17 protein-coding genes and 4 pseudogenes are annotated in these 12,411 nt (G+C 38.6%); 16 read left to right on the top strand and 5 right to left on the bottom strand.

Annotated elements, in window-relative coordinates:
• Nucleotides 1-4: 4 nt before the first annotated feature.
• The 7 genes and pseudogenes from FYJ25_RS14815 (at nucleotide 5) to FYJ25_RS02810 (ending at nucleotide 3,812) form a co-directional block, all read left to right on the top strand.
• Nucleotides 5-1,114 carry a PD-(D/E)XK nuclease domain-containing protein gene (locus FYJ25_RS14815; protein ID WP_287725352.1) on the top strand — a complete coding sequence of 370 codons (1,110 nt, stop codon included), beginning with the start codon at nucleotides 5-7 and terminating at the stop codon, nucleotides 1,112-1,114.
• Nucleotides 1,115-1,329: 215 nt separating this feature from the next.
• A complete protein-coding gene (locus FYJ25_RS02785; protein ID WP_154580484.1) occupies nucleotides 1,330-2,256 on the top strand; it encodes a calcium/sodium antiporter in 927 nt (308 codons plus the stop codon).
• A gap of 108 nt (nucleotides 2,257-2,364) precedes the next feature.
• Nucleotides 2,365-2,673 carry a hypothetical protein gene (locus FYJ25_RS02790; protein WP_154580485.1) on the top strand — a complete coding sequence of 103 codons (309 nt, stop codon included), beginning with the start codon at nucleotides 2,365-2,367 and terminating at the stop codon, nucleotides 2,671-2,673.
• Nucleotides 2,670-2,852 (top strand): hypothetical protein, encoded by a 183-nt coding sequence (locus FYJ25_RS02795; RefSeq protein WP_154580486.1) that lies wholly within the window; start codon nucleotides 2,670-2,672, stop codon nucleotides 2,850-2,852. The genes FYJ25_RS02790 and FYJ25_RS02795 overlap by 4 nt, the downstream gene beginning before the upstream one ends.
• A 48-nt stretch (nucleotides 2,853-2,900) precedes the next feature.
• Nucleotides 2,901-3,134: pseudogene (locus tag FYJ25_RS15115) on the top strand (cupin domain-containing protein); the annotation flags it as partial.
• A gap of 3 nt (nucleotides 3,135-3,137) precedes the next feature.
• The gene (locus FYJ25_RS02805; RefSeq protein ID WP_243145665.1) at nucleotides 3,138-3,467 is read left to right on the top strand and encodes a putative sulfate exporter family transporter; all 330 of its coding nucleotides are present in this window, start codon (nucleotides 3,138-3,140) and stop codon (nucleotides 3,465-3,467) included.
• A 45-nt stretch (nucleotides 3,468-3,512) separates the two neighbouring features.
• Nucleotides 3,513-3,812: a hypothetical protein gene (locus tag FYJ25_RS02810; RefSeq protein WP_154580487.1), complete on the top strand. Its 300-nt coding sequence runs from the start codon at nucleotides 3,513-3,515 to the stop codon at nucleotides 3,810-3,812.
• 26 nt (nucleotides 3,813-3,838) lie between these two features.
• Here FYJ25_RS02810 and FYJ25_RS14960 read toward each other — a convergent pair.
• Nucleotides 3,839-4,000, bottom strand: a pseudogene (locus FYJ25_RS14960) (MATE family efflux transporter); the annotation flags it as partial.
• Between the two features lie 86 nt (nucleotides 4,001-4,086).
• Here FYJ25_RS14960 and FYJ25_RS02815 point away from each other — a divergent pair.
• From FYJ25_RS02815 to FYJ25_RS02825, 3 genes are read left to right on the top strand one after another with little or no spacing between them, the layout of a single operon-like run.
• Entirely contained in the window at nucleotides 4,087-4,491 is a 405-nt protein-coding gene (locus FYJ25_RS02815; protein ID WP_154580488.1) for a hypothetical protein, read from the top strand.
• Between the two features lie 2 nt (nucleotides 4,492-4,493).
• Nucleotides 4,494-4,706, top strand: a complete 213-nt coding sequence (locus FYJ25_RS02820) for a helix-turn-helix transcriptional regulator (protein ID WP_154580489.1) — start codon at nucleotides 4,494-4,496, stop codon at nucleotides 4,704-4,706.
• A gap of 52 nt (nucleotides 4,707-4,758) precedes the next feature.
• Complete coding sequence (locus tag FYJ25_RS02825) at nucleotides 4,759-5,292, top strand: methylated-DNA--[protein]-cysteine S-methyltransferase (RefSeq protein WP_154580490.1); 534 nt, start codon at nucleotides 4,759-4,761, stop codon at nucleotides 5,290-5,292.
• A gap of 180 nt (nucleotides 5,293-5,472) precedes the next feature.
• Here the strand turns inward: FYJ25_RS02825 and FYJ25_RS02830 are convergent, their stop codons facing one another.
• Nucleotides 5,473-5,910 carry a trimeric intracellular cation channel family protein gene (locus FYJ25_RS02830; RefSeq protein ID WP_154580491.1) on the bottom strand — a complete coding sequence of 146 codons (438 nt, stop codon included), beginning with the start codon at nucleotides 5,908-5,910 and terminating at the stop codon, nucleotides 5,473-5,475.
• A gap of 83 nt (nucleotides 5,911-5,993) precedes the next feature.
• Nucleotides 5,994-6,146 (bottom strand): annotated as a pseudogene (locus tag FYJ25_RS02835) (DNA repair protein); the annotation flags it as partial.
• 19 nt (nucleotides 6,147-6,165) lie between these two features.
• Here FYJ25_RS02835 and FYJ25_RS02840 point away from each other — a divergent pair.
• The 5 genes and pseudogenes from FYJ25_RS02840 (at nucleotide 6,166) to FYJ25_RS02855 (ending at nucleotide 8,807) form a co-directional block, all read left to right on the top strand.
• A complete protein-coding gene (locus FYJ25_RS02840) occupies nucleotides 6,166-6,426 on the top strand; it encodes a helix-turn-helix domain-containing protein (RefSeq protein ID WP_154580492.1) in 261 nt (86 codons plus the stop codon).
• A gap of 367 nt (nucleotides 6,427-6,793) precedes the next feature.
• Nucleotides 6,794-7,258, top strand: a complete 465-nt coding sequence (locus FYJ25_RS02845) for a nucleoside deaminase (protein WP_154580493.1) — start codon at nucleotides 6,794-6,796, stop codon at nucleotides 7,256-7,258.
• A 69-nt stretch (nucleotides 7,259-7,327) separates the two neighbouring features.
• Nucleotides 7,328-7,741: pseudogene (locus FYJ25_RS15205) on the top strand (DUF523 domain-containing protein); the annotation flags it as partial.
• Nucleotides 7,730-8,539 (top strand): tyrosine-protein phosphatase, encoded by an 810-nt coding sequence (locus tag FYJ25_RS14555; RefSeq protein WP_456298092.1) that lies wholly within the window; start codon nucleotides 7,730-7,732, stop codon nucleotides 8,537-8,539. The pseudogene FYJ25_RS15205 and the gene FYJ25_RS14555, both read left to right, overlap by 12 nt.
• A 10-nt stretch (nucleotides 8,540-8,549) precedes the next feature.
• Nucleotides 8,550-8,807, top strand: coding sequence for a hypothetical protein (locus FYJ25_RS02855; RefSeq protein ID WP_154580494.1), 258 nt, complete (start codon nucleotides 8,550-8,552; stop codon nucleotides 8,805-8,807).
• A gap of 29 nt (nucleotides 8,808-8,836) precedes the next feature.
• On the opposite strand, the gene FYJ25_RS02860 is transcribed toward FYJ25_RS02855, so the two are convergent.
• A complete protein-coding gene (locus FYJ25_RS02860) occupies nucleotides 8,837-9,214 on the bottom strand; it encodes a hypothetical protein (RefSeq protein ID WP_154580495.1) in 378 nt (125 codons plus the stop codon).
• 355 nt (nucleotides 9,215-9,569) lie between these two features.
• Here FYJ25_RS02860 and FYJ25_RS14820 point away from each other — a divergent pair, with 355 nt between their 5' ends.
• Nucleotides 9,570-11,210: a helix-turn-helix domain-containing protein gene (locus FYJ25_RS14820; RefSeq protein WP_154580496.1), complete on the top strand. Its 1,641-nt coding sequence runs from the start codon at nucleotides 9,570-9,572 to the stop codon at nucleotides 11,208-11,210.
• Nucleotides 11,211-11,354: 144 nt separating this feature from the next.
• On the opposite strand, the gene FYJ25_RS02870 is transcribed toward FYJ25_RS14820, so the two are convergent.
• A complete protein-coding gene (locus FYJ25_RS02870; RefSeq protein ID WP_154580497.1) occupies nucleotides 11,355-12,140 on the bottom strand; it encodes an Rpn family recombination-promoting nuclease/putative transposase in 786 nt (261 codons plus the stop codon).
• Between the last annotated feature and the right edge of the window lie 271 nt (nucleotides 12,141-12,411).

Genomic DNA, 12,411 nt, shown 5'->3' on the forward strand with positions numbered 1-12,411 from the left:
CTGTGTGATTAGAAACAGTACAGATAAAGAATTGGTACACAAATATTTGCAGTTTCTGCATACATTATTTAAATCAGAAGAATCCAAATCCTTTTTGGCATTATCATATATCACCGGAATTTTGCCAATTAAAAAGATAAAGGATGAAGCTGTATTAAATAATTTCAGAGAGTATACGATGTTGAAGTCAAGAATGTTTACAGAATACTATGGTTTTACAGAAGAGGAAGTCAAAGATTTATGTCAAAAGTATGATATGGATTTTGATAGTATCAAAGCATGGTATAATGGATATCTCATTGATGGCAGGCATATGTATAATCCGAATTCTGTGGTTCAGGCAATAGAAGAAAAAGAATATGATTCTTACTGGAAGAATACTTCATCTTTTGAAACGATTAATACCTTTATCACGATGAATTATGAAGGGTTGAAAGATGATATTATGACGATGTTATCCGGTGGAAAGGTAATGGTGGATACAACATCTTTTCAAAATGATTTTTCAGAGATTCATTCAAAGGATGATGCTCTAACCGCATTGATCCATTTGGGATATTTAGCATATGATGAAACCATGCTAAGTGCATATATTCCTAATTATGAAGTTGCCAAGGCTTTTCAGATGGCATTAAAATCAGGAAGCTGGACAGAAATATCAAGAGCGATTTCCACATGTGATGAACTTTTAATGGCAACGATTGCAGGGAAAGAAGAAAGGGTAGCGGAGTTGATTGAACTGGCTCATGATACCTACACTTCAGTTTTGAAATATAATGATGAGAATTCCCTGAGCTGTGTCATCACTATGGCATATTTTACAGCACCGGCGTATTATAATATTGTGCGTGAAATGTCGTCCGGAAAAGGATTGGCAGACTTTGTATTTATTCCAAGAGCCAATGCAGGCAATCGACCGGCTATGGTTGTAGAATTAAAATACAATAAATCTGCAGAAACCGCAATTAAGCAGATCCAAGAAAATCGATATCATGGAGCATTATCCGATTATCAGAATAAGATTCTTCTGGTCGGAATTAACTATGACGCAGAAGGAAAAGATAAAAAGCATCACACCTGCGTGATAGAAGAGTGGCAGCAAAGGGCAACCTAAGAAACAAAAGAGGGTTGACTTGAAAAATAAAGTTTGTTAGAGTATAAAAAAGGGAGTAGCTTACCGATTAGACTCGGTTCACTTCTTCGTCAGGACAGTTATTGAATAAGATAACTCGGAAAGTGATGAAATTGCGAGACTTTTACTGTATATGCAGTAGGAGTCTCTATTTTTATACCTACTGCGAAATTAACAAAGAAGGAGAGGTAGTTATTATGTTCTTTCAAATTGGTAGTTTGGCAGTAGGTTTTTTGTTTTTGGTTAAAGGGGCAGATTGGTTTGTTGAGGGATCAGCAAACATCGCACAAAAACTGGGAATTCCACAATTGATTATTGGCCTTACGATAGTCGCAATGGGAACCAGTATGCCTGAAGCAGCAGTTAGTATTACAGCAGCGATGCAGCAAAATGCAGGCATCACTATTGGTAATGTCGTAGGCAGTAATATTTTAAACATTCTGATTATACTCGGTATTACAGCAATGATTACGAATGTTGCAATTCAGAAATCCACCCTATGTTATGAAATCCCATTTATGATGTTTGTAACAATTATTTTAATTATATTTGGGATCACAGGTGCAGAAGTAACTTTTGTTGAAGGTGTAATTTTTTTGATACTTTTTTTAATATATCTTGATTATCTTTTTATAATGGCAAAACAAGGAAAGAGTGATGAGGAAGAAACAAAGAATATACCAATCTGGAAATGTGTTTTGATGATTGTGATTGGTGGAATTCTGGTTGTGAAAGGGAGTGATTTCACAGTCAGTGGTGCATCTGAAATTGCTCGATGTTTTGGGATAAGTGAAAGGTTTATTGGACTGACAATTGTTGCTTTTGGAACATCTCTTCCGGAACTGGTGACATCATTGATCGCTGCAAAACGTGGAAATGCGGGAATTGCAATTGGGAACATTGTTGGAAGCAATATTTTTAATATTCTTTTTGTTATTGGAACAAGTGCTCTCATTTATTCTGTTCCTTTTGAAAACAAATTTATTGTGGACACGATAATTGCAGTTGCAGCGGGTGGTATTTTATGGATTGGCACGTTTAAAAATAAAGAATTAAGGAAGAAATGTGGCGTTATTATGCTGTTATGCTATACGGCATATTTTATATATTTGTGTATAGTCTGACTCAAATATGGCTTATTTAAGACATATTTGAGAGATTATCTATAAAAATCCCCGACACCAGTGAGATGCCGGGGATAATATAATATTACGGACTATTTAAAAGAAAAAATGCCGGAACTTGACTATTCTTCCCCTTTAACAATTTCAGTTGTAGGCGATGGAGATGTTGAAGATGATGGTGATGGATATTTGAACTTTATATTTCGTGTCAGTGATGGGGTTAAGAAAATTATTGTAAAGCAAGGGCGTACAACTGGAAGAATCGAAGGATTTACGAATCTTTCCACAGAGAGAACTCGTCTGGAATATGAATCTATGAAGATTCGAGAAGCCATTGTCCCTGAGTATATTCCAAAAATATATTTATATGATGAAGATAATCAGATATTTATTACAGAAGATGTATCTCTACTGTGATATATTCTTCAGAGTATAGCTCTCTTGAAGATTTGGAAAAACAGTATCATGCCATCGGTGTTTCTGTTGTAATGGATCAGAAAATGATTGTAAATCGGGATAAATACAGGAATACCGATGAGTGGCTGGATGATATGATTGAGATAATGAAAATATATCAAAAAATCTGTAACGAATAAATTATTTAAATGAGAAACTTTTAAACAACAAGGTGTGAACATTGGCATAACGAGCTGGAGATTGGACTTGTTTTGGAAGGCTCTATGTCAGTAAGATGTTCCGGTAAACATAATATAATGTTGGACAAAGGCGAAGTATATTTTTGTAATCGAAATGTGATGCATTCCATGAGGCAGGAAAAAAGAAGACTGGCTGGCGGTATGGATTGGATTTATTATTATTACAATAGGTGCAATTGCTGTGATTACAGGAACATTCGATTTCAGCGCTGCAAAGTTTAGTACATGGGGAAATGGTACAGACTTCCGAAATTTATTCTTGGTTTCTTCGCAGCCTCATTAATTGCTTCCTTTGTAGTTCTTCCGGCAGTGGGAAAAGAAACTGTTTCGGCAATCAATGGTATATTGGATCAGTATAAGGACTGGGCATTTGTTCTGGCATTTACCAGTATCGGACTGGATACCAATTTCCGTGAAATCGAAGAACAGTTCCAGGGTGGAAAACCTTTGACTCTTTATGTGGTAGGACAGTTATTTAATATTATTTTGACATTTGCTGCTGTGTATCTTTTGTTAAGCGGAAAATTCTTCCCGCTACCAAATCTTGCAGTATAGACGACGGAAAACAGATTTTTTCGAGTTGAGAAAAGGATGGTAACTATGAGAAAAAGGGCAGGGAAGAAGAGAAATCTTTTTCATATCATAAATTATATCGTTTTGGCATTAACAATAATCACAGCAGTTTATATCATGGCAAATGGTATGGGACTGGTCGACAGCCTGGATTTTGGAGCGGGTGTATATTATTATGCGGATATTCCTGAATTTTCGAAATATACAGATGGAACATGGTACACATCACCGGTTTCCATGCAGGTACTTATCGCATTGTTTATCATCTGGGGTATCTTCATGTATAAAATCTGGGGATGGATTGAGAAAAAAGATGATCACAGATGAGGATTTGAAAAAGGGGGATTAACCAGTTAATCCCGGATTTGAGCAAGGGCCTTTTTAAATTGTACTGAAAATAAAATGGCTGTGAATGTTACTGCAATAATATCAGCCACCGGTTCCGCCATATATACTCCTAAAGTAGGATTGGATACAATGTGAGGCATAATATAGATAAGTGGAAGCAGTAATAATAAGTCACTTTTTGTTGACATACATAGATGTAGGTGATATATTTATAACACAAAAAGTTATAAATATATCACTTGGAGGCGTTGCCATGAAAACTAAGGTATCATTAAAAGAATTAGTAGGTACGAAAATTGTGTATGCACTGTTGCTCTTCTGTTATTATTGGATGTGGGCGAGACGGGACTGGCATGATTACTATATGTCCATTCAATATGCAGTTGCAGGATTTACGATTTTATTTTTATTAATGCAGGTAGACCGAATCCGGAAATACAGTAAAGAAACAAAAGATGAGATGGCGATTCAGAATCTGAGACGGGCCGATGCAATCTGTTTGAAGATTATGATTGTAGCTGCTGTTGTCATCGCATTTGCGGGAGCAATCACAGTATTTGATGGTATCATGTCTGGATATGCTCTTGTCGGAACCATCCTTGTTTTGTCAATTATTCGCTTTCTGATATTCTGTATTATGGACAGTAAGGGGGTCTAAGTATGGCTCTCAAAACCAAAATAAAAGAATATCGTGAAAAAGCCGGACTTAAGCAGGTTGAGCTGGCTGAATTGGTACATGCACGGCGTGAAACGATTGTTCATCTGGAAAATGGACGATATAACCCATCTTTAAAATTGGCTATGGATATTGCAAAAGTTTTTTCCGTTTCTGTTGAGGAATTGTTTGAATTTATAGAGGAAGAGGATAATTAAGGAGCTTCCTGATACTTCGTTATTTTGGCTCAGCATTTTTCGAGGTATAAACATGGTACATACTTGCAAATATAAATCGCCGATTGGGAATATGCTTTTAGCTGCGGATGAAACAGGACTTACCGGTTTGTGGTTTGAAGGAAAGAAATATTTTGCAAATACACTTCCGGATGAGCATATTTCACAGGAAACGGAGATTCTCACAAAAACAAAAAAATGGCTGGCTGTGTATTTCTCTGGCGTAGAACCGGATTTTACGCCACCTCTCCATCCGACCGGATCCGCATTCAGACAGGCTGTGTGGCAGATTTTATTACAGATTCCCTACGGACAGACGATTACATATGGAGAAATTGCGCATAGAATGTGCGAACAGAAAAACATTTCCCGTATGTCTGCCCAGGCAGTTGGCGGTGCAGTGGGACATAACGAAATTTCGATTATCATTCCTTGTCATCGCGTTGTAGGTTCAAACGGCAATCTGACAGGCTATGCAGGAGGAATTGACAAAAAAATTGCACTTCTTGAGCTGGAACATGCAGATATGAGTCAGTTATTTATTCCAAAGAAAGGAACCGCACTCTAGGATGTACGGATCCAAAACAGGAAATTGAGAATCAGTTCGTAAAAAAATGGTTGCCATACGGATTAAAAGAGAAAAATTGTGAATCGATTCGTACAAAAAACGAGAAAAATACGAATTAAACTTGAGAGTTGTTGATTTAAGCTGTACATAAAGTGAAAAAAATCGGCTTGGAATTGAGAATTACAGATTTCGTCCGTACAAATGACGTGAAATGTACGGACTGGATTTCGACATTGAACATTTCATTCGTATCATCCTATTCACACCGACTACCGTAAAGATTCCAAGTCCGATAGAGTCCATCACAAGCATGATCCTGTCGTATGTGACTCTTCTGCTCCCTTCCAGAAGCCCTTTCTTGTAATAAAGCACCAGGAAAACAATACAGGATGTGACCACGGCAGTAAGCGCATAGGTGGAATTCTGGAATACACTGGGCGGAATGATTCCCAGCACAATGTCCAGGATCATTCCACCGCCTACTGCGGTCACAACTCCCAGGATGCATACTCCGAATATGTCCATCTTTTTCTCCATTCCCACCATGGCACCTGATGCTGCGAATGCCACGGTTCCCATTATTTCCATAATAAATGTAATGATATCTTGATAATCCATAATTTTTCTAATACAGTCCTTTTTTGTTACAAATCTGATTGTTTCATTCTCTGTATGTAGAGCAGTCAAGCAGATTCGCTCCCCGCATGATCAATCAGCAGTTCCGCATTGATGCCAAACATCTTATAGAGCCAGTCCTCAGAAATAACAGACGTATAAGCAATATCTCCCATGGTATGGATCCCATATCCGGCAAGCTTTTTCTCCGTCCTGGATTCAATCATCCTGAAATCGCTTTAGAAATGAGGTATTGTTATGACATTCGGTGAGAAAGTAAAAACATTGAGAAAGACAAAAGATATGAGTCAGACCCAGCTGGCTCAGGCAGTCGGTGTATCTCTAAGAACAGTAGGCGGATGGGAGAAAGAAGGACGTTACCCAAAGCAGCATGATCTTTATCAGAAACTTGCGGATGCTCTGGGATGTGATGTTTCTTATCTCATGACAGAAGAGGAATCCTTTATTACAGAAGTCACGGAACAATACGGATCCAGAGGGGCGAAACAGGCGCAGTAGATTCTGGGACAGGCCTATCACATGCCGATGGAGATTCAGAGTGATTTTCTGGGAAAATGATAAAAAGAGGATGTAATTTGTTGTTTGAAGGGCTGAAAAGTAAAATTTGGTGAATAATCGGATTGGTATTTCGTTTGTATAAAGAGGACATACGGATTAAAATTGGAAATTGCAGGTTCCGGTTGTACAAAAGTCGAGAAATATACGGATGAAATTTCATTATTGGCAATTCTATCCGTATTAGAATTATATTATAATGGACCCCAAGATGTGGACACGAGTTTTCCAGTCTTTGCTGTTGTGATATAATCAAAATCAGAAAGGTGGACACATATGAGTAAGAAAATACCATTTATAGGAGGAAATAATGCAGGATGAAGTGTTTATGAAAAAAGCCATTGAGCTGTCCAGGTTGGCGGTGGAACACGGTAATGAGCCTTTTGGTGCGGTATTGGTCAAGGATAATGAAATTGTATTCACGAATGAAAATCAAATCTACACAAAACATGATCCGACTTTTCACGGTGAAGCAGGGCTGATTCGAGAGTTCTGTGAAAAAACAGGAATCACAGATTTGCGTGAGTATACGATGTACTCCAGTTGTGAGCCGTGTTTTATGTGCAGTGGTGCAATGGTGTGGGTTAAATTAGGGCGACTGGTTTGCGGTGCAAGTAATATTGATTTGGAGAATATCCTTGGAAATGAAGGATGTAACTGCTCCAAAATAGTATTTGAAAACTCTTTCTGGAAACCGAGAATAACCGAAGGTGTTCTGCGGGGAGAGAGTCTTGTAATCTTGAAAGAATATTTTAGCAAGCATACAAAAGGTTGATATAAAAGAATATTTTAGCGAGCATACAAAAGGTTGATATAAGTAAAAGGGATTAGTAAGGGGGAACGTATGAAGATTCTGGTCAGTGCCTGCCTGCTGGGAGAAAACTGCAAATACAGCGGCGGCAACAATTATAGTAAAATTGTCAGCAATTTTGTGCGGGGACACGATGTAATTCCGGTTTGTCCAGAAGTGTTGGGAGGTCTGCCAACCCCCAGGTGTCCGGCAGAAATTGTGAATGGTGTAGTTATTAACAAAGAGGGAATCTGTGTCGATCAGGAATTCCGCAGAGGGGCAGCCAGGGCTTTTGAGATTGCCAAAGAGAATGATGTTGATTTTGCCATCCTGCAATCCCGCAGCCCCAGTTGTGGCGTAAAGGAAATTTATGATGGTACATTTTCCGGTTCAAAAATCACCGGTCAGGGGATTTTTGCAAAAATGTTGATGGATGCTGATATCAGGGCACTGGATGTGGAGGAGTTAGCTCAGATGAACAGGAATGATCGAAATATTCATTTTGAAAAAATAGCCAATGCCAGGGATCTGGGCGGGTTACAAACGATGAATGGATGTACCATTTCTCTGGGATTACTACTTCGTTCCGCCAATCTTTCCGACGCAACGGAAGAGGACATAATTGACCTGCGGGAAAAATATCATCTTTCCAAGATCATTGATCTGCGGACAGAAACGGAAAGAAGAGAGAGACCCGATGTGACCATGGAATCGGTAGAGTACCAATCAATCCCGGTTTTTGATGAAAGTGTTGCGGGAATCTCCCACGAAAAGAAAGGAATGAATGAACAGATTTTTTCAATGTTTCCCAAAATGGGACAGCTATACAGCAGAATGGTGACCGACCCGTCCTGCCTTGAACATTTAGGAAAGGCGGCAAGATCTGTAATGGAACACGATTTTACCAAAGGAAGTGTTTTATGGCATTGTACGGAAGGAAAAGATCGTTGTGGATTGCTTTCAGCAATTCTGCTTTTGGCTCTGGGAGCAAACCGGAATACGATTATGGAAGATTACCTGTTGACAAATCAGGTGAATGGGCCAAAATCTGAAAAATACTACCAGATGATGCTTGCAGCCGGCAAAGCGGAAACAGAAGCAGAAGTGGTACGGAACATCTTCCTTGCCAAAGAAGAGTATTTAAATATGGCATTCGAGGCGATTGATGCCCAATATGAAAACACGGATACTTTCCTGCGTGAGGGATTGCATATTCCGGAGAATCTGATTGAGCAATTCCAAAAAAATGTACAAGAAAAGGAGTAAATGAAACATCATGAAAGAATTATACAGAATCATTGAAGAAAAAATAAAGAATTCAGGATATCCTGGTGAAATAAACGGCGAAGAATTCTATGATGAAGTCAGCCGGGAAGCAGATGAAAAAGAAAACGGAACTTACATTTTTCTCATTAAGAAGAATGAGACAGTATTTTATCAGGGATGTATGGAGATTATGGACAACCAGTTTGATCTTCATTATGTGGATATCCATGATGGGGATAAGGTATATCATGTAGATTTTGATGCCTGAGATTTTAAAAAGAGAACTTTTTCTTAAGATCAGCAAAACGGGACTGATGTTAAGAGAAAAGTTCTCTTTTTATTTCTTGAAGTATTCGTATTGCCACTGGTATTTGAGGTGTCGGCAGGAGCCCAGGATAAAATATAGTTTCCGTAAAAAGCATTGAAATTAGTTCCGGCACTTGGCTTGATGTAATAGGTGCCAACTGCTAATTCTGCTTCATAGGTCAGTACCTGAGGTTTGCTTTCGCTTGTTCCATAGGATCCTTCGACTGTTTTTATTAAAGAAAGATCTTCATCATATATTTTTATCCAGGTATCAGGCGTTGCGGAAAGGTTTTCTTCTGCATGGGCTGTGATTCCAAAGAACAGGAAAAAGCAGCAAATGCTTGTGAATAATAATAGCTTTTTCTTCATATAGAGTCTCCTTTTTGTATGATTTTCCAAATCGTGAATGAGTATTCTTATAAATAATACTAAAAGGATATTAGAAGTCTGTCAAGGAAGATTTTGTAATACAATTATAATTCAATGCATCCAAAAAGTTGAAAATCTGCTTTTTCAGACACATTTCTTGTGATACAAGTTTATTTGTGGTATAGTAATTATATTACAAGTCAGATGAACGATATTTCCTATCTGATATATAATGATAGGTGTTGAAAGAGAAAATGTGGTGAGAATGATGGCAGAGTTGAAACAAATCGTTGATATGGAGAGAGTATTGCAATACATAATGGAACATCTGGATGAGGATCTTACGATATCCTAGGTGGCCGATTATTTCCAGTATAATGAAGCATATTTTGCAAAGAAATTCAGCGATTATTTTGAGATTCCTTATGGGCGGTTTATTCAGATGCTGCGTTTGAGACAGGCAGCCCATGAATTAAGTGAGGGCAGAAAAAGTGCAAAAGAAATTGCCCGTGAATATGAGTATTCAGAAGTGCGATCATTTTCCAAAGCATTTAAAAGAGAAATTGGGATGACCCCCAGAGAATTTCAGCATGCCGATATCAGTGCACCGGATATGCCGTTGCGAAAGACGATCAACGGTCACAAGTTAAAGCTGCAATATATCCGAATGGATAAGATTCAGATGGCCGGCTATCCCGTACCGGCCAGACACGGGAGAAAGACTGATTTGCTGCGGGAATGCGCCTATCCCTTTGAAAGACCGGACGACCGGATTGATCTGGATGATTCCAAAATGCAGGTGGGACTCTGGTGGCATGATTCGAAAGGAGAACTCTATTATCTGATGGGACCGACCGTGTACGAAGGGCAGGAAATGACAGATGGAATGATTTCCATAGGGATTCCTGGTGGAGACTATGCTGTTTTTTCTGTGGAACGGGGAAATGATCATCAAGATGTTCTGAAAACTCAGAGGAGAATGGTTCAATATGCCATGATGGAGTGGGAGATCATGAACTGGAAAGAACCCGACCGCATGGCATTTACTTATGAAGCTTTTGATAAAAACTATACCTATCTGTTTCTTCCACTGGTGAGAGGAATGTTAAAGCAGGAAACAATGGAGGAAAAGGATACACATGGTATCGACAGATGGATCGATTACATTGATCGCCACATTACCGAAGACCTCACCATACAGGATATCGCCATGGCGGTTCATTATTCGGAAACGCATTTCCGTGAAATCTTTAAAAGTTATTATGGAACTTCACCGACAGACTATATTCGCCGTCGGCGCTTATACCTAACTGCCAGTGAGATACGAAACGCCAAAAATAAACGGGAGATTCAGAAAATTGCGGAAAAATATCATTTTCGCTCACCGGATACCTTCTGCGAAATGTTTCGGAAAGAATTTAATGTTGATCCGGAGGAATATAGCCAGGTTGATTTTGACGTTGTCAATCTGGAGCAATACTATTCCAGACATAAGGAACAGATCAAAGTGATCATTTGCGAAGAAAATGAAACGAAAATGATCGGTGTAGCCCTTCGATCCTACGAGACGGAAGAAGAGAGAAAAGATGACATAGATATCCCGGGACTGGCGGGCTACTGGATGAAACATAACACGGAGCCCCTTAAAAATACCGTTTATGCCTGTAAAGAACCAGGCAAAGAAAATAAGATGGCACTCTGGTGCAATGCCAGCAGCGGAAAAGGGTATGACTACATTCTGGGGCCTGTCGTTCAGGACTTTGAGAATCTGCCGGATCATGTTCGTCCATATACCGTAGATGGAGGCAAATATGCTGTGTTTGAAACACTGGATACAAGCGATGAAGCCAATCTGGCAGACGCTTATCGCATGCTTACCAGGCTGGTATTCTACGGATGGATCAAAGAAAACCGGGTTCGTGTGAACCTGAACAAACTCACCTTTGTTCGATACTACGACCGAAAACTGCACTTCTATGTTCCGCTTTATAGCTAATGGAAAGATGAAGCGTAGTTTACAGAATAACAAAGCGGAAGCTGTTCTATTACATGTAATGTCAGAACAACATGTAATAGAGCGATTTCCACTTTCTTTTGTCGGTGAAGGTGCGCTATCAGAGAGACGAAGCCTTTTCACATATCAATCGTTAGCTTTCACATCGGAATAAGAAAGGATATTCGCTACCTCATTCTCTGGAATCTGAACAATTCTGGCAATAAAATCAACAGAAAATCCCTCTTTATGCAACTGTGTTACGATAATTTTGCGCTCTTCTTGAATTCCTAACTGTCTTTCGTCTAATAATGCTTTACATACTTTACCCATATCAACTTCTTCCTCCTGTTCTTCTGTTTGAATTGAAAAGCCGATAAATTCATTTAGTATTTCAGCTGCGGTATGACTTAGTGAAAAATGATTGTCTCGCAGGCCTTCAATGAATTGTTTCATTTCGTAACGATCATCGGATACTCCTATTATATGCATCAGATGACCAAATTCACTGTGAAATAGGTCAAAATCAGAAATTTCTTTTGGGAGTATAAGGAGAAGCGGATAATCAGGTAATAATTCCAGTAAAGAATGTTCCTTGATATCAAACATTTCCCGTAAGCTCCTCGGTGCATCCCAGTCATCTGTACCAAAATATACAGTGAGCGTGAATACTGGTTTTAGCCTGTCTTTTTTGTGAAATCCGGATAAAAATTCAGCCTTAGTCTCTTTAAAGTTTCGATCATTTCCTTTTTCGCGTTGTTCTTTTCTTGCCTTACGATATTCTGCTGACTTTTTGCTGACTTGTGAAGCGTAATTTAAAGTATCGTACAATAAATTCCTTACTGGCATGGCATAATGAATCTCGGACTGGTTCTCAATACCAAGCAGAGCATATATGGTATCGGAAGATTCTTTAACGACCAGGCCTTTCAAATCCCTTCTAATGGAAATATTATATAACAGAAAAAGGGAAAAAACAACGATAAAGATAAAATTTACCAAATGAAAGACAACAAAATAATTTCCATTAGAGGTGAAAATCTGTTGTCGAAAAATGAGTGAAATAAACAATATTATGCACGTAGGATTGTAAAATTTTGCAATGTATTTGTCAAAAATGAATAAAAAACATTATAAAAATATAGATTATTACTAAAATCTATGATTTCGAACCCCTTTGCAGTTGATGGAAGGGTTTTTTTTT

Source organism: Anaerobutyricum soehngenii, from assembly GCF_009697165.1.
GTDB classification, from domain to species: Bacteria; Bacillota; Clostridia; order Lachnospirales; family Lachnospiraceae; genus Anaerobutyricum; species Anaerobutyricum soehngenii.